The organism is Salinarimonas sp. (assembly GCF_040111675.1).
Taxonomy (GTDB): domain Bacteria; phylum Pseudomonadota; class Alphaproteobacteria; order Rhizobiales; family Beijerinckiaceae; genus Salinarimonas.
Map to the genome: position 1 here is coordinate 540,426 of NZ_CP157794.1, position 22,430 is coordinate 562,855.

22 protein-coding genes are annotated in these 22,430 nt (G+C 71.3%); 5 read left to right on the forward strand and 17 right to left on the reverse strand.

Annotated elements, in window-relative coordinates; genetic code table 11:
• Nucleotides 1-165: 165 nt before the first annotated feature.
• Nucleotides 166-576 carry a DUF6455 family protein gene (locus ABL310_RS02375; RefSeq protein WP_349370118.1) on the reverse strand — a complete coding sequence of 137 codons (411 nt, stop codon included), beginning with the start codon at nt 574-576 and terminating at the stop codon, nt 166-168.
• A 127-nt stretch (nt 577-703) separates the two neighbouring features.
• On the opposite strand from ABL310_RS02375, the gene ABL310_RS02380 reads away from it, so the two are divergent.
• Nucleotides 704-1,075 carry a hypothetical protein gene (locus ABL310_RS02380; RefSeq protein WP_349370119.1) on the forward strand — a complete coding sequence of 124 codons (372 nt, stop codon included), beginning with the start codon at nt 704-706 and terminating at the stop codon, nt 1,073-1,075.
• A 22-nt stretch (nt 1,076-1,097) separates the two neighbouring features.
• On the opposite strand, the gene ABL310_RS02385 is transcribed toward ABL310_RS02380, so the two are convergent.
• The 3 genes from ABL310_RS02385 to ABL310_RS02395 form a co-directional block, all read right to left on the reverse strand.
• Nucleotides 1,098-1,844, reverse strand: a complete 747-nt coding sequence (locus ABL310_RS02385; RefSeq protein WP_349370120.1) for a cyclic nucleotide-binding domain-containing protein — start codon at nt 1,842-1,844, stop codon at nt 1,098-1,100.
• 98 nt (nt 1,845-1,942) lie between these two features.
• Nucleotides 1,943-2,269: a carboxymuconolactone decarboxylase family protein gene (locus tag ABL310_RS02390; protein ID WP_349370121.1), complete on the reverse strand. Its 327-nt coding sequence runs from the start codon at nt 2,267-2,269 to the stop codon at nt 1,943-1,945.
• 72 nt (nt 2,270-2,341) lie between these two features.
• Nucleotides 2,342-3,523, reverse strand: coding sequence for an NnrS family protein (locus ABL310_RS02395; protein ID WP_349370122.1), 1,182 nt, complete (start codon nt 3,521-3,523; stop codon nt 2,342-2,344).
• Nucleotides 3,524-3,667: 144 nt separating this feature from the next.
• On the opposite strand from ABL310_RS02395, the gene ABL310_RS02400 reads away from it, so the two are divergent.
• Entirely contained in the window at nt 3,668-4,357 is a 690-nt protein-coding gene (locus ABL310_RS02400) for a Crp/Fnr family transcriptional regulator (protein ID WP_349370123.1), read from the forward strand.
• Nucleotides 4,358-4,377: 20 nt separating this feature from the next.
• Here the strand turns inward: ABL310_RS02400 and mog are convergent, their stop codons facing one another.
• From mog to ABL310_RS02455, 11 genes are all read right to left on the reverse strand, one after another.
• Nucleotides 4,378-4,929, reverse strand: a complete 552-nt coding sequence (gene mog, locus ABL310_RS02405; RefSeq protein WP_349370124.1) for a molybdopterin adenylyltransferase — start codon at nt 4,927-4,929, stop codon at nt 4,378-4,380.
• Between the two features lie 2 nt (nt 4,930-4,931).
• On the reverse strand, nt 4,932-5,942 hold the full coding sequence (gene moaA / locus ABL310_RS02410) for a GTP 3',8-cyclase MoaA (RefSeq protein WP_349370125.1): 1,011 nt from the start codon (nt 5,940-5,942) through the stop codon (nt 4,932-4,934).
• A gap of 10 nt (nt 5,943-5,952) precedes the next feature.
• Nucleotides 5,953-6,261 (reverse strand): hypothetical protein, encoded by a 309-nt coding sequence (locus tag ABL310_RS02415; protein WP_349370126.1) that lies wholly within the window; start codon nt 6,259-6,261, stop codon nt 5,953-5,955.
• 10 nt (nt 6,262-6,271) lie between these two features.
• Entirely contained in the window at nt 6,272-7,102 is an 831-nt protein-coding gene (locus ABL310_RS02420; protein ID WP_349370127.1) for a peptidylprolyl isomerase, read from the reverse strand.
• 77 nt (nt 7,103-7,179) lie between these two features.
• A complete protein-coding gene (gene narI / locus ABL310_RS02425) occupies nt 7,180-7,944 on the reverse strand; it encodes a respiratory nitrate reductase subunit gamma (protein ID WP_349370128.1) in 765 nt (254 codons plus the stop codon).
• Between the two features lie 13 nt (nt 7,945-7,957).
• On the reverse strand, nt 7,958-8,713 hold the full coding sequence (gene narJ, locus ABL310_RS02430; RefSeq protein WP_349370129.1) for a nitrate reductase molybdenum cofactor assembly chaperone: 756 nt from the start codon (nt 8,711-8,713) through the stop codon (nt 7,958-7,960).
• 28 nt (nt 8,714-8,741) lie between these two features.
• A complete protein-coding gene (gene narH / locus ABL310_RS02435; protein ID WP_349370130.1) occupies nt 8,742-10,271 on the reverse strand; it encodes a nitrate reductase subunit beta in 1,530 nt (509 codons plus the stop codon).
• 157 nt (nt 10,272-10,428) lie between these two features.
• Nucleotides 10,429-14,163 (reverse strand): nitrate reductase subunit alpha, encoded by a 3,735-nt coding sequence (locus ABL310_RS02440; protein ID WP_349370131.1) that lies wholly within the window; start codon nt 14,161-14,163, stop codon nt 10,429-10,431.
• Nucleotides 14,164-14,313: 150 nt separating this feature from the next.
• Complete coding sequence (locus ABL310_RS02445; protein ID WP_349370132.1) at nt 14,314-15,699, reverse strand: nitrate/nitrite transporter; 1,386 nt, start codon at nt 15,697-15,699, stop codon at nt 14,314-14,316.
• 67 nt (nt 15,700-15,766) lie between these two features.
• A complete protein-coding gene (locus ABL310_RS02450; RefSeq protein WP_349370133.1) occupies nt 15,767-17,422 on the reverse strand; it encodes an MFS transporter in 1,656 nt (551 codons plus the stop codon).
• An 87-nt stretch (nt 17,423-17,509) separates the two neighbouring features.
• On the reverse strand, nt 17,510-17,968 hold the full coding sequence (locus ABL310_RS02455) for a universal stress protein (RefSeq protein WP_349370134.1): 459 nt from the start codon (nt 17,966-17,968) through the stop codon (nt 17,510-17,512).
• A gap of 541 nt (nt 17,969-18,509) precedes the next feature.
• Between ABL310_RS02455 and ABL310_RS02460 the strand changes: the two genes are divergently transcribed.
• Entirely contained in the window at nt 18,510-18,752 is a 243-nt protein-coding gene (locus ABL310_RS02460; RefSeq protein ID WP_349370135.1) for a DUF6455 family protein, read from the forward strand.
• Nucleotides 18,753-18,762: 10 nt separating this feature from the next.
• Here ABL310_RS02460 and ABL310_RS02465 read toward each other — a convergent pair whose 3' ends face one another.
• Nucleotides 18,763-19,176: a group III truncated hemoglobin gene (locus ABL310_RS02465; RefSeq protein WP_349370136.1), complete on the reverse strand. Its 414-nt coding sequence runs from the start codon at nt 19,174-19,176 to the stop codon at nt 18,763-18,765.
• A 92-nt stretch (nt 19,177-19,268) separates the two neighbouring features.
• Here ABL310_RS02465 and ABL310_RS02470 point away from each other — a divergent pair, with 92 nt between their 5' ends.
• Both ABL310_RS02470 and ccoG read left to right on the forward strand, forming a co-directional pair.
• Nucleotides 19,269-19,718, forward strand: coding sequence for an Rrf2 family transcriptional regulator (locus ABL310_RS02470; protein ID WP_349370137.1), 450 nt, complete (start codon nt 19,269-19,271; stop codon nt 19,716-19,718).
• A gap of 78 nt (nt 19,719-19,796) precedes the next feature.
• The gene (ccoG, locus tag ABL310_RS02475; RefSeq protein ID WP_349370138.1) at nt 19,797-21,245 is read left to right on the forward strand and encodes a cytochrome c oxidase accessory protein CcoG; all 1,449 of its coding nucleotides are present in this window, start codon (nt 19,797-19,799) and stop codon (nt 21,243-21,245) included.
• A gap of 21 nt (nt 21,246-21,266) precedes the next feature.
• On the opposite strand, the gene ABL310_RS02480 is transcribed toward ccoG, so the two are convergent.
• Nucleotides 21,267-22,379: an NADH:flavin oxidoreductase/NADH oxidase gene (locus ABL310_RS02480; protein WP_349370139.1), complete on the reverse strand. Its 1,113-nt coding sequence runs from the start codon at nt 22,377-22,379 to the stop codon at nt 21,267-21,269.
• Between the last annotated feature and the right edge of the window lie 51 nt (nt 22,380-22,430).

Consider the following 22,430-nt stretch of genomic DNA (forward strand, 5'->3'; position numbering starts at 1 on the left):
ACGCCGGTCCGGCTGCTGTATTATCGTAGATTGCTGCAGCGCAACATCCGCATTCGAGCGGCACGGCCGTTGCTCGACGCGGAGCTCCATCGCTCGGGCGCCCGTCCCCCTTCGCGCCGTCCTGAGATCCCGCGGTTCCGCCGAGGCGTTCGCCACGCGCAGGCGTCAGCCGGGCCGGCTCTCGCCGTCGGGCGCGCCCCACCACGACCGCGCTTCGAGATGGGCGAGGGAGGCCGCGTTCGGGCAGACGTGCTGGTAGACCGCGCGGGCGACGCCGCGGTCGAGGTGCCGACGGCAGGCGCGCACGCTGAGGCAGCGCGAGCAGGTGGCGCTCATGTCGCGCATCAGCACGCGGTCGCGCCGCCGGACGGCCTCGGCGTCGATCCCCAGCGCCGCGAGCATGCGGCCGAGCTCGCGGCCGGCCTGCGGGCCGCGGGCGGCGATGCGCTCCAGGCCGTCGACGTCGAGCCCCACGTCGCGCGCGAGCGCGTCACGCTCGTCCCGGCTCAGGGACCGGAGGGGTTGCGGGGCCGTGCGGCTCGCCCACCAGCTGCGCAGATCGACCATCAGGCTCATGACGCGCTCCTCCCGTGTCCGTCCGTCTGCCTACCCCGCCGTCGCGGCGGGGTCGTTGCGCGAGCGCAACGTCGCGCTCCGCCGCCCGCGGCAGGGTCGATCGAGACCCGATCGAGGGGAGACAAGGATGAATGTGATCGATCTCGCCGCGCGATCGCGACCCGCCGACGAGGCGGGGCAGACGTTGAGCCGGCTCCGCGCCGTCGTCGCCGGCCTCGATCTCGGCTGCGACTGCAAGGCGCGTCTCGACGGCGCGCTGACGCGCTTCTCGGATCTGGAGGAGAAGCGGGCGCGCCGGCAGGCGCTGGTCGAGGGTCGCGACGCGCGCGAGCGGATCGGGCTGCTGCTCGCGCTGCTGGCGGAGCTCGACGACGTTCCCCTGGCCGAGCCGGACGCGAGCGTCTACCGCGAGCTCAAGCTCCTGTTCCGGGACGTCGCGGCGGCCGCCGAGCGGGGCGCGCGGGCGATGGCGGGCGTCGGCGAGGCCGCGCGGTCCTGAGCGCTCGACGCGCCCGCGCGGCTCAGCCGGGAGCGGCCACCGGCGGCAGGCTGGCGCCGGCGCTCGCGCCTTCGGGGTCGGGCCCGTCGATCAGCCAGTCGGGCCGGGCCACGTCCATCAGCCTGGCGCGGTCGGTGATCGTGACGCGCAGGCCGTCGAGCCGCAGGCCCTCGGGCTCCAGCGCGCGCAGCGCGCGGCTGAAATTCTCCGGCGTCATGCCGAGATAGCTCGCGAGGAGCCGCTTCTCGACCGGCAGGACGAAGCTGTCGGCGTCGCCCGCCTGCCGCGACTGACGCAGGAGGTAGGAGGCGATGCGCTCGCGCGAGGTGCGCAGCTTCAGGCCCTTGGCGTGGCGCACGACGGCGCGATAGGCGCCGGCGAGCTCCTGGATCACGGAGACGGCGAATTCCGGGTCGCGCCGGAAGACGGCGCGCAGGTCCGAGGCCGGGATGCGCATCACGCGCGCCGGCTCGAGAATGCGCGCCGACATCAGGTAGGGCGCATCCCGGATGCAGGCGGCGAGGATGAAGGTGCCCACGGGCCGCACGACCGCCATCGTGGTCTCGCGCCCCTCCCATCGCGCGTAGAGCTCCACCGCGCCTTCCAGCACCACGTGCAGGAAATCGGCCGGGTCGCCTTGGCGAATCAGCTCGCCGCCTGCGGCGAAGCGCTCCGTCTGCGTGCTGTGCATGAGCGCGTCGTAGCTCGCCTGAAGCATGTCGCGGAACAGCGGCAGATGCCGGATTTCGGGGCTGTCGTGAGGGCGCATGGAGACCGGCGCGTTCCCTGGCTCGTTCGTCGCCCGCTATCTGTTCTTCCGTTTTCCGGCCTTTGCAAGCCCCGCGGCGCCCATGCCGGTCCGGCGGGTCACCCGGGATCGGTCACGTCCTCGATCCAGGTGAGGGCGCGGACCCCCTGGGGGAAGCCCATGGTCGGGATCGCCATCAAGGCGACCTGCTTCAAGGCCGCGGGCTCGATTCCCTCCTCGAGCGCGCGGCGCGTGTGGGAATGCACCGCGCCTTCGGAGAGCGCGCCGATGGCGAGGGCGAGCTTCACGAGCCGGGCCGTGCGGCCGTCGATCGGTCCCGCCTCGCTCGTCGCCCGGCCGAGCGCGGCGTAGGCGTCCCAGACGCGCGGATAGGCGGCTGCGACGTCGCCGGCGCCCGAGGGCAGGGTCTTCGGATCGGTGGTCATGCGAGATCTCCGGGTGATGGGCCGGCGGGTGGCGTGCCTGTACGGCGCCAACGCTCCGGGCGGACGGCGCGTTCAGGCCGCGCGTCGCGGGCGCACCAGGAGCGGGCCGTAGACCAGCGCGAAGCCGAGGAAGGCGGCGGCGAAGGCCGCCCCGCCGAGATGCAGGAGGGCGACGGCGTGACCCGGCGCGAGGCTCGCCGCGATCCGCGCCAGCGCGCCGGCGATCACGAGCCCGTAGAGGAACGCGGTGCCGAGGTCGGCGACGAGCGGGCGGCCCGTATGCCCGCGCGTGGCGCGGGTCATCACCGCGAGCGTCATCGCGCCCACGGCGCCGCCGGTCCAGGCGTGGATGCCGGCGCTCGGCACGACGAGGCCGAAGGCGGCGAGGCCGACGAGCAGGAAGCCGAGCGGCACGAAGGCATAGGCCGCGTGCAGGATCGCGACGAGCGGCTCGCGCGCGGTCCTGTCCCCGGCCCAGCGGGCGAGACGCGCCGCCTGGCCGAGCCCCGCGAGGATCAGCGCCGCGCCGGTGACGGCCGCCTCGGGCGCCGCGATCCACAGCGCCAGCGCGCCGACCGCGGCGATCAGGGAGACGGCGTCGAAGCGACCGAACGGGGCGGGCAGCCGGCCGGGATTCTCCCGGGCGAGCCAGTTGCGGGTGAAGCTCGGGACGATTCGCCCGCCGATGAGCATGACGAGCAGGATCGTCGCCGCGATCCCCAGCCGCGGGCCGTGCTCCGCCGCGCCGGCGAGGCCCGCCTCCAGATGGAAGACGGCGTTGCCGACGCCGAGCAGGACGAGGGGCGCGAGGACCTTCAGGTTGCGCCAGTTGCGTCCGGCGACGATCTCCCGTGCGCAGGCCGCCGCGACGAGGGCGAGGAAGAGGACGTCGACGGCCATCGCGGCCTGCCAGCCGATCGTCGCGGACGCGGCCACCGCGACGCGCCCCGCGAGCCAGGCGACGACGAGGCCGGCGAGGGGCGCGCCCTGGAGCGGCAGGCGCCCGGTCCAGTTTGGGATCGCGGTGAGCAGGAAGCCCGTGGCGACGGCGGGGACGAAGCCGTAGAGCATCTCGTGGACATGCCAGTCGAGGGGCGAGAACGCCGTGGGCAGGGCGATCGCGCCGAGATGGGCCGGCACCCACAGGAGCATGGCGAGCCCCGCCTGGATCGCGCCGAGGAGGAAGAAGGGGCGAAAGCCGCAGGAGAAGAGAGCCGGGCCGGCGCTGGCGCGGGTGCGGGGGATCGAAGCCATGGTCTGGCTCGTCGTTGCCGTGGTGGACGAGGCTCGCGCGCGGGCGCGCGGCGGTCGTTGTCCTGGCGCAAGCTCGCTCGACCTCGCGCGCGGCGCGGTGCTACACCGGGACGGCGGCAGGACGCCGCCGAACGGAGCCCGCCCATGACGCCGACCGATCGCGCCCGGCTCGCCGCCATGCCCCTCTTCGCGGGCGTGGACGAGGGGGCGCTCGCGGAGATCCTCGCCGCCGGGCGGACCGCGCGGTATGCGAAGGACGCGACCGTCTTCGCGCAGGAGGAGGAGGCGCACGCCTTCTTCGTGCTGATCGACGGGCGGCTGCGGGTGACGAAGCTCACGTCGGACGGGCAGCAGGTCGTGGTGCGCTTCGTCACGCCGGGCGACCTCTTCGGGATCGCGCCGGCGGTCGGCCGCACCACCTATCCCGCGACGGCCACGTCCATCGTCGACAGCACCGCGGCCGCCTGGCCGACGCGCGCCTGGCCGCGGCTCCTCGCGCTGAACCCCGCCTTCGCCGCGAACGCGCTCCAGACCGTCGGCGGGCGCCTGCAGGATGCGCATGCCCGCGTCGTCGAGCTCGCCACGGAGCCCGTGGAGCAGCGCATCGCGCATGCGCTGCTGCGGCTGGCCGAGCGCTCCGGAAGGGCCGGAGCGGAGGGCGTCGAGATCGACTTCCCGCTCTCGCGCCAGGACGTGGCGGAGATGACCGGCTCGACGCTCCACACGGTGAGCCGCATCCTCAGCGCCTGGGAGCGGGACGGGATCGTCGCCGGCGGGCGCCGGCGCATCGCGCTGCGCGACCGCGTCGCGCTGGCGCGCATCGCCGAGGGCTGATCCTCGCGCCCTCCGGCGCGTCACCCGGCCGACGCCGGCCGGAACGCCGTCACCACGTCCGGCCGGGTCTCGATCCGCGCCGCGCCGATCAGGTCGAGGCAATAGGGCACGGCGGGCATCACCGCGAGCAGCGTCGTGCGGATCGAGGACGGCTTGCCGGGCAGGTTGATCACGAGCGCGCGGCCGCGGATTCCGGCCGTCTGGCGTGACAGGATGGCGGTCGGCACGCGCTCGAGGCTCTTCGCGCGCATCAGCTCGCCGAAGCCGGGGAGGAGCTTCTCGCAGGCGGCCTTCGTCGCCTCCGGCGTGAGGTCGCGCGGGGCGGGGCCGGTGCCGCCGGTGGTCAGGACGAGATCGCAGCCGCCCGCGTCGACGAGGGCGACGATGGCCGCGCGCACGCTCTCGACGCCGTCCGGCACAAGGCGCGCGATCGGCTCGAAGGGCGTCGCCAGCATCTCGTCGAGCGCGGCGCGGATGGCCGGCCCGCTCGCGTCCTCGTAGGTCCCGGCGCTGGCGCGATCGGAGACGGTGAGGATGCCGATGCGGGCGGGGCGGTGCGTCGTCTCGGCCATGCTCAGCCTCCCGTGACGCTCATATGGCGGGAGAGCGTCGGCGCGCGTCCCCGCTCGACCACGAAGTCGTGGCCCTTCGGCTTTCTCGCGATCGCGGCGTCGATCGCCGCATGCAGCCGCGCATCGCCCTCCGAGCCGCGAAGCGCCGCGCGCAGGTCGTGGGCGCCCTCGTGGCCGAGGCAGGTGAAGAGCTGGCCGGTGCAGGTGACCCGCACGCGGTTGCAGCTCTCGCAGAAATTATGGGACAGAGGCGTGATGAAGCCGAGCCGCCCGCCCGTCTCGGCGACGCGGACATAGCGCGCCGGCCCGCCGGTACGGTGCGCGATCGGCTCCAGCGTGTAGCGCGCGGCGAGGCGCGCCTTCACGGCCTCGAGCGAGAGATACTGGTCGGCCCGGTGGGCGCCGACATCGCCGAGCGGCATCACCTCGATCAGCGTCAAATCCATGGAGCGCCCGTGGGCGAAGCGCATGAGCCGCTCGATCTCGCCCTCGTCGGAATCCTGCAGCGCGACCGCGTTGAGCTTCACCGAAAGCCCGGCTTCCTGCGCGGCGTCGAGGCCGGCGAGGATCTTGTCGAGGGAGCCCCAGCGAGTGATGGCGCGATAGCGCTCGGGGCAGAGCGTATCCAGCGAGACGTTGATGCGTCGCACGCCGCGCTCCGCCAGCGCCTCGGCGTGGCGGGCGAGCAGCGTACCGTTGGTGGTGAGGGTGATCTCGTCGAGCGCGCCGGAGTCGAGATGGCGCGAGAGGCCGCCGATCAGGTCGATCAGGTCGCGGCGCACCAGCGGCTCGCCGCCGGTGAAGCGCAGCTTGCGCACGCCGCGGGCGACGAAGGCCGAGCACAGCCGGTCGAGCTCTTCCAGCGAGAGCAGCTCGCGCTTGGGCAGGAAGGTCATCGCCTCCGACATGCAGTAGACGCAGCGCAGGTCGCAGCGATCCGTCACCGAGACGCGCAGGTAGGTGACGCGCCGTGCGTGCCCGTCGATCAGCGGCGAGAGGGCGGGGCAGGACATGAGATCGCCCTCAGCCCGCGTGCCCGCAGGCGGGCGCGGCCGGCGCGGGCCGGAGCGCATAGGCGAGCATGCCTTTCAGGCACGCGGCCCCGGGGTCTTCGGCGCGGCCGATCGAACCGATGAGCGTCACCCAGTCGTCGTCGCTCGCGCCCGACGCGAACAGGCCGACCGCCTGGGCGGCGAAGGCGCCGGCCGTGAGCCCGACGCAGGCGGCGGCGGTCTCGACCTCGGCGAGGAGCGCGAGGTCGCCGAGCCCGAGGAGGGCTTCGAGCGCGACCACCTCGTCGTCGAGGCGAGCGATGAGGTCTCCGAGCAGCATGGCCGTCTCCTCAATGCACGTTGAGCGCGCCGGGCGCGGGGATCTCGAGGCCCTCGACGCCGCTTCGGGCGAGGAGACGGGCGACGTATTGCGCCTCGGCGCGCCGGCGCACGGCCTCGCGCAGGTACGCTCCGATGCGCGCCGCGACGGCCTCGAAGGGGAGGATCGCGCCCGCGATCCTGCGGTCGAGGCGCACGACGTGGACGCCGTAGCGGGTCTCGACGGGATCGGACACCGCGCCGGGGGCGAGCGCGTCCATGGCGGCCTCGAACTCGGGCGTGGTCTCGCCCTGGCGGACCTGGCCGAGATGGCCGCCCTCCTCCGCCGAGGGGCAGGTGGAATGCAGCCGCGCCAGATCGGAGAGGTCGCCGGGGCGCTCCTTCAGATGCGCCGCGAGCATGCGCGCCTTCTCCAGCGCGGCGGCGAAGGCGGCGTCGTTCTCCCGCGGCGCGCCGATCAGGACGTGGGCGGCCTCGTAGAGGGTCGGCGCGCGGAAGCGCTCGCGATGGGTCTCGTAATAGCGCCGGCACTCGTCCTCGGTCGGCTCCGGGGTGACCACCTCGCGCTCGACGAGGGCGCGCTGGTCGGCCTCGCCCTGTGTCTCGCGGCGGCCCTGCGCATCCGCACGGGGGACGCCCACGACCCCGAGGCGGTCGGCCTCCTGGGCCAGCGCCTCGCGCAGGACGAGGGCGAGCGCCGCCTGCTTCCAGGCCGCGACCGGGCTGAGCGCCGGGTGGTTCTGCACCTCGCGGGCGATCATGGCGTGGGAGAGGGTCTTGCCGCCGACGCGGATCGGGCGGCGCGGGGCATTGGGGATCTGGCGGACGGAGCAGGCGGACATGGGAGCGCTCCTCGGGGGCGAGCGGAGATGGGAAAGAGCCGGCCCGGACGGCAGCATCCGGGCCGGCGCGAGGGCCGTCACTCGGCGGGCTGGGCCGCGGGGACGGGACGGGCGGGCGCGGGGCGCGCCGCCGGGGCCGGCTGCTTCGCGGGCGCCGGCTTCTTGGTGCGGACCACCTGGTAGCCGCGCCGGCCGAGATACCAGACCGGGGCGGACCAGATGTGGACGAGGCGGGTGAAGGGGAAGACGAGGAAGATCGTCATGCCGAGCAGGAGGTGCGCCTTGAAGATCGGGTGCACGTTCGCGACCACCGCCGAGACGCCGGGCTGCAGCGTCAGGATGCCTTGCGACCAGGTCATGAACTTGAGCATCTCGTACCCGTCCATGTGGCCGAGCGAGAGCGGGATCGTGGCCAGCCCGAGCAGCAGCTGGGCGAAGATGATCAGCAGGATCGCGGTGTCGGCGGGTGACGAGGCCGCGCGGATGCGCGGATCGAACAGGCGCCGATGCGTGAGCAGCGAGATGCCGACCAGCGTCGCGAGGCCAGCGATGCCGCCCACCACGATCGCCATGCCCTGCTTGAAGGACTTCGAGATCCCCACCGCCTCGAAGATGAAGGCGGGGGTGAGGAGCCCGGCGGCGTGACCGAGGAAGAGCACCAGGATGCCGACGTGGAAAAGTACCGAGCCGAGCACCAGCTGCTTGCGGCGCAGGAGCTGGCTCGAGCTCGCTTTCCAGGTGTACTGCTCCCGGTCGAACCGCAGCAGCGAGCCGACGAGGAAGACCGTCAGCGCGAGATAGGGAAACCATCCGAAGAGGATGTGATTGAGCGAGGTCTCCATGGCTCTGGCCTCCTCAGGCGCGGTCGGTTGCGGAGGAATGGGTGAAGACGGTGCGCGGGCCCATCATGGCCGGCGTCTCGAGCCCGGGCGCCGGACGGCGCGCCTGGCGCACCTTCGCGGCGAGGCTGTCGACCCCGCATTCGGCGGTCGCCGCGCCGGGGCCGAAGCGGACCTCCTCCTCCTCCCAGACGCGGTCGAGGGCCTCGAGGTCGTTCGGGTCCGTCTCCTCGATCTCGGCGAGCGCCTCGAAGGAGGAGGCCTCCGGCGCCTGCGCGGCAAGCGCCACCAAGGCGGCGAAGACCGCGGCGTAAGGGCTCTCCTTGCGGGCGAGGCGCTCGCGCAGGGCCTCGAAGACGTGGGCCGGCTCGGCGAGGAGCGCGCGCGCCTCCGCCTCGGGCAGGGTCGAGGCGTATTCGAGGAAGAGCGGCAGGTAGTCCGGCAGCTCGGCGGCGTCGATGGAGAAGCCGGCGCCCTCGTAGAGCGCCTGGAGATCCACCATCGCCTGGCCGCGGTCGCGGCTCTCGCCGTGGACGTGCTCGAAGAGGTTCAGCGAATGCGCGCGCGTGCGATCGAAGAGGAGCACGTAGCGCTCCTCCAGATCGTAGAGGTCCTCGCGGGAGAGGCTCGCGAGGAGCGGCTCGAGCGCCGCCATGGCGTAGCCGTCGAGCGCGCCCGCGACGGCGATCGCCTCGCGGATGGCGGGGATCGCACGCACGAGCTCTCGGCTGGGGTAGGTGAGGAGCGCGGAAAGCGCCTTCAGGGTGAGCATGGTCGTGTTCCTTCCCGTCCGGCCGCCCTCAGGCGACCTCCATCGGGGTCTTGGGCTCCTTGCGGCGCTTGGCGCCGAACAGGCCCGTCGTGGTGTCGCCGCCCGAGCAGCCGTTGCCGAAGGAGAAGCCGCACGAGCCGCGCAGGTCGTAGGCGTCCTCCAGGCCGGCCTCGCGATGCGACGTCGGGATCACGAAGCGATCCTCGTAGTTCGCGATCGCCATGATCCGGTACATCTCCTCGATCTGCGCGCCCGAGAGGCCGACCTTGCCGGCGATGGCCTCGTCCAGCACGCCGTCGATCGTCTTGGCGCGCATGTAGGCGCGCATGGCGAGCATGCGCTCGAGGCCGGTCACCACCGGCTCCTCGCGGCCCGCGGTCAGGAGGTTCGCGAGATAGCGCACGGGGATGCGCAGGTTCTTGACGTCCGGCATCTCGCCGTCGACGCCGATCTTGCCGGCTTCCGCGGCCGACTGGATCGGCGAGAGCGGCGGCACGTACCAGACCATGGGGAGCGTGCGGTACTCGGGGTGGAGCGGGAAGGCGATCTTCCACTCCATGGCCATCTTCCAGACGGGCGAGCGCCTGGCGGCCTCGAGCCAGGCGTCCGGGATGCCCTCTTCGCGGGCCTGGGCGATCACGCGCGGGTCGTTCGGGTCGAGGAAGACCTTCATCTGCGCGTCGTAGAGATCGCCCTCGTCGGGGGTGGACGCCGCCTCCTCGATGCGGTCGGCGTCGTAGAGGACGACGCCGAGATAGCGGATGCGCCCGACGCAGGTCTCCGAGCAGACGGTCGGCTGGCCCGCCTCGAGGCGCGGGTAGCAGAGCGTGCACTTCTCCGACTTGCCGCTCTCCCAGTTGAAGTAGATCTTCTTGTAGGGGCAGCCCGAGACGCACATGCGCCAGCCGCGGCACTTGTCCTGGTCGATCAGGACGACGCCGTCCTCCTCGCGCTTGTAGATCGCGCCCGACGGGCAGGCGGCGGCGCAGGTCGGGTTGAGGCAGTGCTCGCACAGCCTCGGCAGGTACATCATGAAGGTGTTCTCGAACTGGCCGTAGATCTCCTTCTCGACGCCCTCGAAATTCGCGTCCTTGGAGCGCTTCGAGAACTCGCCGGAGAGGATCTCCTCCCAGTTCGGGCCCCACTCGATCTTCTGCATCCGCTCGCCGGTGATCTTCGAGCGCGGGCGCGCGGTCGGGAAGGCGCGGCCCTCGGGGGCGGTCTGGAGGTGCTCGTAGTCGAAATCGAAGGGCTCGTAATAGTCGTCGATCTCGGGCAGGTCGGGGTTGGCGAAGATGTTCGCGAGAACCCGCCATTTCGAGCCGATGCGCGGCTCGATCTCGCCCGACGCCTTGCGGCGCCAGCCGCCCTTCCACTTGCCCTGGTTCTCCCAGTCCTTCGGATAGCCGATGCCGGGCTTGGTCTCGACGTTGTTGAACCAGGCGTATTCCATGCCTTCCCGGTTCGTCCAGACGTTCTTGCAGGTCACCGAGCAGGTGTGGCAGCCGATGCACTTGTCGAGGTTGAGAACCATCGCGATCTGAGCGCGGATCTTCATCGTCTTGTCCCCTCGCGCGGCGGGCCGAATACGGCTCTCGAAGCGCTTGATCTGTCGAGGATTTCGGTAGCCTGGAGCGGGTCCAGGCGACACTCGGATCGAGCCCCTAAGGGCGGCCCCGGAGCCCGCGTCGCGCGCGGGCGCCGAGGCGACGGCGTCACTCCGCGGCGACGGCCGGAACCGGCTCGTCGTCGAGCCAGTCCACCTTCGCCATCTTGCGGATCACCACGAACTCGTCGCGGTTGGCGCCCACCGTGCCGTAGTAGTTGAAGCCGTAGGAGAGCTGGGCGTAGCCGCCGATCATGTGCGTGGGCTTCAAGACCGCGCGCGTGACCGAGTTGTGAATGCCGCCGCGCTGGCCGGTGAGGGTCGACCCCGGCGTGTTCACGATCTTCTCCTGGGCATGGTACATCATGCACATGCCGTCCTTGACGCGCTGGGAGACGACCGCGCGCGCCGAGATCGCGCCGTTGGCGTTGTAGACCTCGATCCAGTCGTTGTCGGCGATGCCGGCCGCCTTGGCGTCGGTCTCGGAGATCCACACGACCGGCCCGCCCCGGTTCAGCGTGAGCATCATCAGGTTGTCGGAATAGGTCGAGTGGATGCCCCACTTCTGGTGCGGCGTGATGAAGTTGAGCACGATCTCCGGCGCGCCGTCCGCCCCGCGGCCCTTCACGGGAGCGACCGTCTTCATGTCGATCGGCGGGCGGTAGACGCAGAAGCCCTCGCCGAAGGCGCGCATCCACAGGTGATCCTGGTAGAGCTGCTGGCGGCCGGTGAGCGTCCGCCACGGGATCAGCTCGTGGACGTTCGTGTAGCCGGCGTTGTAGCAGACCTTCTCGGATTCGAGGCCCGACCAGATCGGCGAGGAGATGATCTTGCGCGGCTGGGCGACCACGTCGCGGAAGCGGATCTTCTCGTCCTCCTTCGGGAGCGCGAGATGCGCGTGCTCGCGGCCCGTGAACGTCTGGAGCGATTCCCAGGCCTTGACCGCGACCTCGCCGTTCGTCTCCGGCGCGAGCATGAGGAGCACCTCGCAGGCGTCGATGGCGGTCTCGATCTTCGCGAGCCCCTTTGTCGGCCCGCTCTCGACCACGCCGTTGAGCGCCTTCAAGGCCTCGACCTCGTGCTCTGTGTTCCAGGCCATGCCCTTGCCGCCGTTGCCGACCTTCGTCATCAGCGGGCCGAGCGCGGTGAAGCGGGCGTAGAGGTTCGGGTAGTCGCGCTCGACGACCGTCACCTGCGGCATGGTACGCCCCGGGATCGGGTCGATGGCGCCGGTCTTCCAGTCGGCGACGTCGAAGGGCTGCGCGATCTCGCCGGGGGTGTCGTGCAGGATGGGGGTGAGCACCACGTCCGTCTCGACGCCGAGCACCTCCGGCGCGACCTCGGAGAACTTCTCCGCCAGGCCCTTGTAGATGTTCCAGTCGGTGCGGCTCTCCCAGACCGGGTCCACCGCCGCGGTGAGCGGGTGGATGAAGGGGTGCATGTCGGAGGTGTTGAGGTCGTCCTTCTCGTACCAGGAGGCGGTGGGGAGCACGATGTCCGAGTAGACGCAGGTCGTCGACATGCGGAAGTCGAGCGTGACCAGGAGGTCGAGCTTGCCCTCCGGCGCCTCGTCGCGCCACACGACCTCCTTGGACTTGCGCTTGCCCTCGGCGCCGAGATCCTTGCCGAGCAGCCCGTGCTTGGTGCCGAGCAGGTGCTTGAGGAAGTATTCGTGGCCCTTGCCGGACGAGCCGAGCAGGTTCGAGCGCCAGACGAACAGGTTGCGCGGCCAGTTCCTCGGGTTGTCCGGGTCCTCGCAGGAGAGGCGCAGCTCGCCGTCCTTGAGCGCCTTGGCGACGTAGTCCTTCGGCGCGAGCCCGGCCTCGGCGGCCTTCTTGGCGACGGTGAGCGGGTTCTTCTCGAGCTGCGGCGCGGAGGGCAGCCAGCCCATGCGCTCGGCGCGGATGTTGTAGTCGATGATCGCGCCGTCCCACGGGCCGGCGGGCGCGGTCGGCGAGAGGATCTCGGCGACGTCGAGCTGCTCGTAGCGCCACTGGTCGGTGTGGGCGTAGAAGGCCGAGGTCGAGTTCTGCTGGCGGGGCGGGCGGCCCCAGTCGAGCCCGAAGGCGAGCGGCGCCCAGCCGCTCTGCGGCCTGAGCTTCTCCTGGCCCACGTAATGCGACCAGCCGCCCCCGGACTGCCCCACGCAGCCGCACATCACCAGCATGTTGATGGCGGACCGGTAGTTCATGTCCATGTGGTACCAATGGTTCATCGCAGCCCCGATGATGATCATCGAGCGCCCATTGGTCTTCTCGGCGTTGCGGGCGAACTCGCGCGCCACCGTGACGATCTGGTCGCGCGGCACGCCGGTGATGGCCTCCGCCCAGGCGGGGGAATACGGCGCGTCGTCGTCGAAGGTCTTCGCGACGTTCTCGCCGCCGAAGCCGCGGTCGACGCCGTAATTCGCCAGGAACAGGTCGTAGACGGTGGCGACGAGCGCCTCGCCCTCTGCCGTCTGCAGCGTCTTTACCGGGATGCGGCGCTCGAGCACGCTCGCGTGCGCGTCGCTCGCGAAGTGCTCGTGCGCGATGTTGCCGAAATAGGGGAAGGCGACCTCCTCGAACGTATCCTCGGCGCCGGCGAGCGAGAGGCGCAGGTCCACCGGCGCGCCGTCGGCGCGCTTGGCCTCGAGGTTCCACTTGCCCGTCTCGCCCCAGCGGAAGCCGACCGAGCCGTTGGGCACGACGAGCTCGCCGGTGGTCTCGTCGAGGGCGAGCGTCTTCCACTCGGGATTGTTGGTCTCGCCCATCCCGCCGTCGAGGTCCGAGGCGCGCAGGAAGCGCTCGGGCACGAGCTTGCCGTCCGCCTGGCGCACGAGCCGCACCAGCATCGGCATGTCGGTGTAGCGCTTGGCGTAGTCGACGAAGTACGGGACCTGCCGGTCGACGTGGAACTCCTTGAGGATGACGTGGCCCATGGCCATGCCGAGCGCCGCGTCGGTGCCCTGCTTCACCGACACCCACATGTCGGCGAACTTCGAGGCTTCCGAGTAGTCGGGGCAGATCACCACCGACTTCGCGCCGCGGTAGCGCACCTCGGTGTAGAAGTGGGCGTCGGGCGTGCGGGTCTGGGGCACGTTCGAGCCCCACAGGATCAGGAAGCCGGCATTGTACCAGTCCGCGCTCTCGGGCACGTCGGTCTGCTCGCCCCAGGTCTGCGGCGAGGCCGGCGGCAGGTCGCAATACCAGTCGTAGAACGACATGCAGACGCCGCCCATCAGCGACAGGTAGCGCGCGCCGGCGGCGTAGCTGACCATCGACATGGCCGGGATCGGCGAGAAGCCGAAGACGCGGTCCGGCCCGTAGGTCTTGACCGTGTAGGCGTTCGCCGCCGCGATCATCTCGTTGACCTCGTCCCAGGTCGCGCGGACGAAGCCGCCGTGACCGCGGATCGAGGTGTAGGACTTGCGCTTGGCCGGATCCTCCTGGATCGAGGCCCAGGCGGCGACCGGCGTGCGCACCGCGCGCGCCTCGCGCCACAGGCGCAGGAGCCGGCCGCGCACCAGCGGGTGCTTCACCCGGTTGGCCGAGTAGAGATACCAGGAATAGGAGGCGCCGCGGGCGCAGCCGCGAGGCTCGTGGTTGGGCAGCTCGGGCCGCGTGCGCGGGTAGTCCGTCTGCTGCGTCTCCCAGGTGACGATCCCGCCCTTGACGTAGATCTTCCACGAGCACGAGCCCGTGCAGTTCACGCCGTGGGTGGAGCGCACGACCTTGTCGTGCTGCCAGCGCTTGCGGTAGCCGTCCTCCCAGCCGCGGTCCTCGCGGGTGGTGATGCCGTGGCCGTCCGAGAAGGCTTCGTCCTTGCGGGTGAAGAAGGTCAGCCGGTCGAGGAAGTGGCTCATGGGATGGTCCTCTGGGGTGTCTCTGGCGAGGCTCGGACGGCGCGCCGCGGGCGCGGGAGTCTCGTCTCGAAGGAGCCTCGTCTCGAAGGGGTCTCGAATGCGCGGGCGCGAGGCCCTGTCCGGAGGGGGGCGCCCCCCTCCGGCGGCGCCTCAGCAGGGCGTCGCGGCGTTCCGGCGGGCGTACATCCACCAGTTCAGGACGACGTTGAAGGCGAAGAAGACGGCGAGCCCGTAGAAGACGACGTTCGGGTTGCCGTAGGCGGCGAAGGCGCCGGCGAACATCATGCCGAAGACGAAGGGGCCGTAGGCCGCGATCGCCGCCGTGAAGCCGATCACGCCGCCCGCCTGGCGCGGCGGGAAGATCATCGGCATCTGCTTGAAGGTCGAGGCGTTGCCGACGCCCGAGAAGGCGAACAGGCCGAGCATCGCGCCGACGAAGAACGGGAACTGCGCCATCGAGTCCGGCGTCGTGAACATCGGCACCGTCGCCGCGCAGGCGACCATGCCGAGCCCGGCAACCTGCGTCACCTTCGCTCCGCCGAACCGGTCGGAGATCGGGCCGCCGACGACGCGCAGAGCCGAGCCGACGAGCGGGCCGAGGAAGGCCCAGGCGAGCGGGTCGGGCGCGTTCTCGAGGCCGCCGTAGCACTTGGCGATGAGCAGCGGGAAGGTGCCCGCGAGCCCGGCGAAGGCGCCGAACGTCATCATGTAGAGGCTCGTCATCGACCAGGTGTGGCGCGAGCCGAAGATGTCCATCTGCTCGCGGATGTTCGCCTTGACCGGCACGCTCTTGAGGAAGGCGAGCGCGGAGAGGCCGAAGATCGCGATGAAGGGGATGAACACCGCGGTGGCGTTCTGCAGGTAGACCGGCGTCTCGACGCCGTTCCTGGTGAGCACCTGCGCCTCGCCGAGGACGGTCGCCCCGCCGAAGAGCGCCACCGTGATGATCCAGGGCGTGACGAACTGGACGACGGACACGCCGAAATTCCCGATGCCGGCCTGGATGGCGAGCGCGGTGCCCTGCAGGCGCTTGGGGAAGAACAGGGAGGTCGAGGGCATGAAGGACGAGAAGTTCCCGCCGCCGAGGCCGGCCAGGAAGGCGAGACCCATCAGCACGACGTAGGGAGTCTGCGGGTTCTGCACCGCGAAGAACCACCCCAAGGCCGGCAGCAGCAGCGAGAGCGTCGACCAGCCCACCACGGCGCGGGTGCCGTAGATCGGCACGAGGAACATGTGCACGAGGCGCAGCGTCCCGCCGGCGAGGCCCGGCATGGCCGCGAGCCAGAACAGCTGGCTCGTCGTCAGCTGAAAGCCGATCGCGGGGAGGCGCACGACCAGCGCCGAGACCAGGAACCAGATCACGAAGGCGAGGATCAGGTTCGCGGTGGTGATTGTGAGCGTGCGCCAGGCGAGGCGCGAGCCGCCGGAGGCCCAGAAGGCCTCGTTCTCCGGCTCCCAGCGCGAAAGCCGGGTTCCGCGCGTCTCGGGGCCCGATTGCTGGTCCTGCGGCTTCACAGGGGTGGCTGCGACGGACATGGGTCCGGTTCCTTTCGATCGGGGTGGCGTGCCCGTCGGAGCGCCGGGGCGCTCCGACGGCGCGGGGTCATTCGGCGGGGGCGGTGATGGCGGGCCCGCGAGCGGAGAGCCGGGCGAGCGCCGAGCGCAAATCGTCGAGGCTGCCGAAGCGGGCGGTCACGGTGAGGCCTTCGCCCTTCTCGACGACGTCCACCTTCTGGGAGCCGGCGAAGACGAGGGCGAGCTCGGCTTCGGCCTCCCGGCGGCGGCGCGCCTCCAGCGCGATCGCCTCGTCGACGGAGGAGATGACGTACTCGTCCCCGAAGCCGCCCTCCGGCTCCTTCAGCCACATCAGGCAGACGACCCACGAGATCAGGGCGCCGGCCGCGATGATGAGGAAGAACTGGCTCGGCGTGACCATCGTGAAGACGAAGAGGTAGAAGACCGCGCCGACATTGCCGTAGGCGCCGGCCATGCCCGAGATCTGGCCGGTGACCCGGCGCTTGATCGAGGGAATGATGCCGAAGGTCGCGCCCTCCGCGCCCTGCACGAAGAAGGAGCAGAAGATCGTGATCGCGATGGCGATGACGAGCGGCCAGCTCGAGTTCATCAGGCCCATCAGGCCGAAGCCCACCGCGATGCCGAGCATGTAGGACAGCATCACGAACTTGCGGTTCCCGAACCGGTCGGAGACGAGCCCGCCCATCGGCCGGGCGAACAGGTTCACGAAGGCGAAGGAGGCGGCGATCACGCCGGCGACGGCCGCATTGAGCCCCCAGGTCTGCTCGAAGAACAGCGGCAGCATCGACACGACGGCGAGCTCGGCGCCGAAATTGGCGAAGTAGGTCGTGTTGAGCGCGGCGACGGACTTGAAGGGATAGCGGTCGTCGGCGGGCACGCCCTTCCTGAGGATCGGCACGTTGACACGCAGAACCTGGACGATCTGGTAGAGGATCACGACGATGATCGCGGCGTAGACGAAGCTCGCGGTCATGGTGTCGAGATAGCCGAGGTTCTGGGTGCGCCAGACGAGGATCGCGAGGATGCCGACCATCGGCACCGTGAAGAGCACGAGCAGCACGAGGTCGCTCCAGGTGCTGACCTCGAGCGCGGCCGCCTTGCGCGGCTTGCGGTGGCTCTCCGGGTTCGGGCCGTCGGAGAGCGCGAACCAGTAGAAGACGCCGTAGGCGGCCATCACCAGGCCCGAGATCGCGATCGCCCAGCGCCAGCCGTCGTCGCCGCCGAAGAGGGTCAGCGCGATTGTGGGGAGCGTCATCGCCGCGGCGGCGGAGCCGAAATTGCCCCAGCCCGCATAGAGGCCCTCGGCGAAGCCGATGTCGCGCGGCTTGAACCAGAGCGCGACCATGTGGATGCCGACGACGAAGCTCGCGCCGATCGAGGAGAGGACGAGCCGCGAGACGAAGAGCTGCTCGCGCGTATCGCCGAAGGCGAAGGCGAGCGCCGGGATCGCCATGACGACCATCAGGATTGAGAACACGCGGCGCGGGCCGAAGCGGTCGAGCGCCATGCCGACGATGATGCGCGCCGGGATGGTCAGCGCCACGTTGGCGATGGCGAAGAGCTTGAGGTCCTCCGCCGTCAGCCAGTCCACCGAGCGCAGCATGCTGGAGGCCAGCGGCGCCATGTTGAACCAGACGTAGAAGGAGATGAAGAAGGCGATCCAGGTGAGGTGGAGCGCCCGGATGTCCCGGCTCTTGAACCGGAAGACGTCTGAGACTTTCATCGAGCTTTACCTCGGAAAAACTTGACCTCGGAAAGACCTCGCCTTTGGGAAAGGCGGCGAGCGCGCACGGACGTGCGCGGCGTGTCGTCAGGGGGCGGGAACGATCATCAGCGGGCACTGGACGCGCCGGGCCAGGAAGGCGCTCACCGACCCGAAGGTCATGTGGTCGAACTCCTCCACGAAGGCGTCGAGCTTCGCGGCGAAGAAGCCCCGGTCCGGCTTGTGGCTGTGGCGCGCCATGACGAGGAGGTCGGGCCGGCGCTCCTGCGTCGCCCGCAGGATCATCTTGCGCGCGTCGCCCTCGGCGATGAGGACGCGGGTCTCGAGCCCGGCGGCGGTGAGCTCCGCCGCGGCGGCCTCCGCGCCGGCGCGCTGCTCGCGGTACTGCTCCTCGAACAGCTCGTCCGTCGCGCTCGTCGAGGAGCCGACGTCCTCGATGACGGAGATCAGGGTGACCTCGGGCTTGGCCTCGGCGAACAGCGCCTTCACCGCCTCGAGGGCGATGCGCGCGTTGCGCGAGTGGTCGTAGGCGAGCATCAGGTGCATGGGCGAGCTCCGCGCAGGACGGAAGTCCTCTGGGGTCCAGGATGCGCGGAGAATGTCACGGGGCGCACGGCTCCAGACTTGACTTCCATCAAGCAAAGGAACCTTCCGAAGGCCGATCGCGCTCCTACCTAAGGAACGCTCCTTAGGTCTCAGCTTCGTCTGACGACGTTTTTCCGGGGCGAGAGAGGGTTTCGCAGCTGGGATTCCCGGAGATCCGTGGATTGACAATTATCAAGTACAGTGTGGGGGAGGGTCGAACCGATGGCGCGTTGCAGGTGGCGTTCCGACGACCCCGTCGCAGAGCCGTCCTCGGCGCCTTGCGCCCTGCACGAGGCCGATCCGGGCTATGCGGGCCTGGACGAGGAGACGCTCGCGCGGGCGTGCTGGCGCGCCCGGCGGACGCTGCGCCGGCTCCCAGCCGATGCGCCGCGGCCGCGCCGGACCGCGCGAGCGCCTCGCCTCCGACTCCCGGCACGTTGCGCCAGCGCAATTCGCTCCCGCGCCAGGGCGCTAGGATGCGCGCGACGATCGGAGGTGATTCATGCTCGCGACCCTGACCGCCCGCACCGAGGCCAACGCCGACAGCTTCCGGCGCATGTGCGATCGCGTCGGCTACGATACCGCCCGCGCGGGCGAGCATCCGCTCGCCTTCGCGCTCGCGGCGCGGCGCTGCGTCTTCTGCCGCCGCACCGAGGCCTGCCGCGCCTACCTCGAGACGCCGGGGGACGAGGCGCCGGACTTCTGCCCCAACGCCTTCTTCTTCGAGGCCGGCGCCGTGGTCTGAGGGGCGCGCGTCAGCCCGGCAGGCGCAGCGCCTTCGGACCGATGCCGAGCCCGATCATCAGGCTGTCCGCGATACGGTGCGCGCGGTCGACGAAGAACGCGGCGGCGTCCGGCGCGCAGACGTCGCGCGCCGTCTCCTCGAACAGGGCGAGCCAGCGCGCGAAGATCGCCGCGTCGAGGCCCATGCCGCGATGCGCGAGGTGCGGCTTGCCCTGGTAGCGGCCGGTGCCGCGCGCCACCGAGGACCAGAAGTCCACCATCCTCGCCAGATGTCCGTCCCAGCGCCCGGCGAGGCGCGCCTCGAAGACCGGGCCGAGCACGGCGTCCGCGCGCACGCGACCATAGAAGACGTGCACCAGGCGGGTGACGTCCGCCTCCGAGATCTCGGCCTTCGGCTCGACGAGCCGGATGCGCGTATCGGTCACGGCGCCCTCCGAAAAAAGGCATTGCGGATGCACCTTTGCATCTACGCGTCGAAACAGGTATTGTCGATACTTGTTTTCACGGACGCGTCGCGATGAAGCTCACCCTGCACACCGACTACGCCCTGCGCGTGCTGATGACGCTCGCCGTCCTCGAGGGCCGCGTCGTCTCGATCGAGGAGCTGGCGCGGCGTCACCGCGTCTCGGAGAACCACCTGCGCAAGGTCGCGCAGACGCTGGTCGGCATGGGGCTCGTCGCCGGCGTGCGCGGGCGCGCCGGTGGGCTGCGGCTCGCGGTCGACCCCCGGAGCGTCCGGATGGGCGGCGTGGTGCGCGCGCTCGAGGAGGACGTCGCCCTCGTCGAGTGCCTGGGCGAGGGCCCCGCCTCCTGCGCCCTCGCCGGCGCCTGCCGGCTGACCGGCGCGCTGGCGCGGGCGCTCGACGCCTTCTTCGCCGAGCTCGACCGCCTGACGCTCGCCGATCTCGCCGGGCGCGGGCCGGCGATGCGCGCGAAGCTCGGGCTCGACGCCGCCGTCGCGTCCTAAGGGCTCCCCCGGACTTGGCGCGTCGTGGGCGGACGGCCAAAAACAGGCATAGAAAATACCCCTTTTCAGGAGGCCGTCATGGTCGCTCTCGACGTCTCGCATGCGGCGCGCGCCGCCCGCCTCGGCAAGCCGAAGGCGGAGGGAATGCGCGGGCGGGTGACGCCGCAGGCGGTCTCGGGCCGCTATCGCCGGATCAAGTGGGGCATGCTCGTCGCCTGCCTCGGGCTCTACTACGCCCTGCCGCTGCTGCGCTGGGACCGCGGCCCCGGACAGCCGGACCAGGCCGTCCTCCTCGACCTCGCCCATGTGCGCGCCTATCTCTTCGGCCTCGAGCTGTGGCCGAGCGACGTCGTCCTGGTGACGGGCGTCCTCGTGGCCGCCACGCTCGGGCTCGTCCTCGTCAACGCCCTCGCGGGGCGTCTGTGGTGCGGCTATCTCTGCCCGCAGACGGTGTGGACCGACCTCTTCCTCCTGATCGAGCGGCGCATCGAGGGCGATCGCCGCGAGCGGCTGCGCAAGCGCGAAGGGCCGACGACGCTGCGCCGCGTCGTCGAGATCGGAGCGAAGCACGCGCTCTGGCTCCTCGTCGCGGTCATGACCGGCGGCGCCTTCGCGCTCTATTTCGTCGATGCGCCGACGCTCCTCGTCGGCCTCGCCACCGGCGCGGCCCCGGCGGCGGCCTACGGCGCCGTCGCGGCGCTGACGCTGACCACCTATGTCCTCGCCGGTCACGCTCGCGAGCAGGTCTGTACCTGGATGTGCCCCTGGCCGCGGCTGCAGAACGCCATCTTCGACCCGAAGGCGCTCTGCGTCGCCTATCGCGACGCGCGCGGCGAGCCGCGCCTTCCGGCCAAGCGCGCGCTGGAGCGTCGGGCCAAGGGCGACCCGGCCGGCGATTGCGTCGATTGCGCCCAATGCGTCGCCGTCTGCCCCATCGGCATCGACATTCGCGAGGGCCCGAACTTCGCCTGCATCAATTGCGGCCTGTGCGTCGACGCCTGCGACGGCGTCATGGCCCGGATCTCGCGCCCGCGCGGCCTGATCGCCTACGCGCCGTGGGAGGCGATCGAGGCCGAGCGCGCCGGGGCGCCCGCTCCGCGCTGGCGCCTCCTGCGTCCGAAGACGCTCGCGCTCGCGGCGGGCATCCTCGCCATCGCCGGCGCGATGGTCGGCACCCTGGCGACGCGCACCGACCTCGCCGTCGTCTCCGTCCACGACCGCAATCCCGCGGCCGTCCTCCTCAGCGACGGGCGGGTGCGCAACGGCTATGCGGTGACGCTGGCGAACCGGTCTCTCGCGGCGCGCACCGTCGTGCTCGCGATCGAGGGCCTGCCCGGGGCCGAGGTGACGGTGGCCGGCGCCGAGGCGGGCAACCGCGTCGCGCTCGAGCCCGGCGCGCGGCGGACGCTGCGGCTCGTCGCCAGCGCTCCGGCGGAGACCGCGCGCGACGTCGCGATCGTCGCGAGGGACCCGGCGAGCGGCGTCGCGAGCCGCACCGCCGACGTGTTCCTGCTCCCGGCGCGATGAGCGTCGGCGGTCCGCGCCCGGTCAGAAGATGTTGGCGCGCTCGTACTGGACCGGCCAGCTCACGCCCTCCGCGCGCAGGGCGTTCGCGGCGTGGAGGGGCCAGTTCGGGTCGAACAGCATCACCCGGCCGAGGACGACGAGATCGGCGCGCCCGCCGGCCACGATCTCCTCGGCCTGCTGCGGCGCCGAGATCAGCCCCACCGCCCCGGTCGCGATCCCGGTCTCGCGGCGGATGCGCTCGGCGAAGGGGACCTGATAGCCCGGATAGGGGTGGATGCGCTGCGCCGCGGAGACGCCGCCGGAGGAGCAGTCGATCAGGTCGACGTCGCCGCGGGCGGCGAGCCGCCGCGCGAGCGCCACCGAATCCGCGATCGTCAGCCCGCCCTCGACCCAGTCCGTCGCGGAGATGCGCACGAAGAGCGGCAGGTCGTTTGGCCATTCGGAGCGCACGGCGTCGAGCACCTCCATCAGGAAGCGGGCGCGGTTCTCGAGCGGCCCGCCATAGGCGTCCTCGCGCGCGTTCGAGAGCGGCGAGAGGAAGGCGTGCAGCAGGTAGCCGTGGGCGGCGTGGACCTCGAGCACGGCGAACCCCGCGTCGCGCGCGCGCCGCGCCGCGAGGCGGAAGTCTTCGGTCACGCGCGCGATCTCGCCGAGGTCCATGGCGCGCGGCGGCGGCGCGTCCGGCGATTGGGGCAGCGCCGAGGGGCCGATCGTCTCCCACCCGCCGGCGCCGACGGGGATGGGCTTCGTGCCCTCCCAGGGCCGCGAGACGGAGGCCTTGCGCCCCGCATGCCCGATCTGGATCGCCGGCACGGCGCCGAGGCGCCGCGCCATGGCGGCGATGCGTGCGAGCGCGTCGCGCTGGTCGTCGTTCCACAGGCCGAGGCAGTTGGGGGTGATCCGCCCCTCGGGCGAGACGTGGGTCGCCTCGACGCACAGGATGCCGACGCCGCCCGCCGCACGCGCCGTGAGGTGGGCGACATGCCACTCGTTCGGCATGCCGTCCTCGGCCGAATACTGGCACATCGGCGAGAGCATGATCCGGTTGCGCGCGGTGACCGAGCGGAAGGCGATCGGCTGGAACAGGACCGGCTGGCGGCTGGGCTTGTAGATGCGGCGTTCGTTCTCGCTCATGGCGGGCTCTCTCCGAGGGTTGCCCAGACCTTGCCGCAAGGATCTCGGGGG

What these genes read in the sequence shown, in the direction of transcription:
- ABL310_RS02375 (WP_349370118.1), bottom strand. Translation starts at nt 576, where the DNA reads ATGAGCCTGATGGTCGATCTGCGCAGCTGGTGGGCGAGCCGCACGGCC.
- ABL310_RS02380 (WP_349370119.1), top strand. Translation starts at nt 704, where the DNA reads ATGAATGTGATCGATCTCGCCGCGCGATCGCGACCCGCCGACGAGGCG.
- ABL310_RS02385 (WP_349370120.1), bottom strand. Translation starts at nt 1,844, where the DNA reads ATGCGCCCTCACGACAGCCCCGAAATCCGGCATCTGCCGCTGTTCCGC.
- ABL310_RS02390 (WP_349370121.1), bottom strand. Translation starts at nt 2,269, where the DNA reads ATGACCACCGATCCGAAGACCCTGCCCTCGGGCGCCGGCGACGTCGCA.
- ABL310_RS02395 (WP_349370122.1), bottom strand. Translation starts at nt 3,523, where the DNA reads ATGGCTTCGATCCCCCGCACCCGCGCCAGCGCCGGCCCGGCTCTCTTC.
- ABL310_RS02400 (WP_349370123.1), top strand. Translation starts at nt 3,668, where the DNA reads ATGACGCCGACCGATCGCGCCCGGCTCGCCGCCATGCCCCTCTTCGCG.
- mog (WP_349370124.1), bottom strand. Translation starts at nt 4,929, where the DNA reads ATGGCCGAGACGACGCACCGCCCCGCCCGCATCGGCATCCTCACCGTC.
- moaA (WP_349370125.1), bottom strand. Translation starts at nt 5,942, where the DNA reads ATGTCCTGCCCCGCCCTCTCGCCGCTGATCGACGGGCACGCACGGCGC.
- ABL310_RS02415 (WP_349370126.1), bottom strand. Translation starts at nt 6,261, where the DNA reads ATGCTGCTCGGAGACCTCATCGCTCGCCTCGACGACGAGGTGGTCGCG.
- ABL310_RS02420 (WP_349370127.1), bottom strand. Translation starts at nt 7,102, where the DNA reads ATGTCCGCCTGCTCCGTCCGCCAGATCCCCAATGCCCCGCGCCGCCCG.
- narI (WP_349370128.1), bottom strand. Translation starts at nt 7,944, where the DNA reads ATGGAGACCTCGCTCAATCACATCCTCTTCGGATGGTTTCCCTATCTC.
- narJ (WP_349370129.1), bottom strand. Translation starts at nt 8,713, where the DNA reads ATGCTCACCCTGAAGGCGCTTTCCGCGCTCCTCACCTACCCCAGCCGA.
- narH (WP_349370130.1), bottom strand. Translation starts at nt 10,271, where the DNA reads ATGAAGATCCGCGCTCAGATCGCGATGGTTCTCAACCTCGACAAGTGC.
- ABL310_RS02440 (WP_349370131.1), bottom strand. Translation starts at nt 14,163, where the DNA reads ATGAGCCACTTCCTCGACCGGCTGACCTTCTTCACCCGCAAGGACGAA.
- ABL310_RS02445 (WP_349370132.1), bottom strand. Translation starts at nt 15,699, where the DNA reads ATGTCCGTCGCAGCCACCCCTGTGAAGCCGCAGGACCAGCAATCGGGC.
- ABL310_RS02450 (WP_349370133.1), bottom strand. Translation starts at nt 17,422, where the DNA reads ATGAAAGTCTCAGACGTCTTCCGGTTCAAGAGCCGGGACATCCGGGCG.
- ABL310_RS02455 (WP_349370134.1), bottom strand. Translation starts at nt 17,968, where the DNA reads ATGCACCTGATGCTCGCCTACGACCACTCGCGCAACGCGCGCATCGCC.
- ABL310_RS02460 (WP_349370135.1), top strand. Translation starts at nt 18,510, where the DNA reads ATGCTCGCGACCCTGACCGCCCGCACCGAGGCCAACGCCGACAGCTTC.
- ABL310_RS02470 (WP_349370137.1), top strand. Translation starts at nt 19,269, where the DNA reads ATGAAGCTCACCCTGCACACCGACTACGCCCTGCGCGTGCTGATGACG.
- ccoG (WP_349370138.1), top strand. Translation starts at nt 19,797, where the DNA reads ATGGTCGCTCTCGACGTCTCGCATGCGGCGCGCGCCGCCCGCCTCGGC.
- ABL310_RS02480 (WP_349370139.1), bottom strand. Translation starts at nt 22,379, where the DNA reads ATGAGCGAGAACGAACGCCGCATCTACAAGCCCAGCCGCCAGCCGGTC.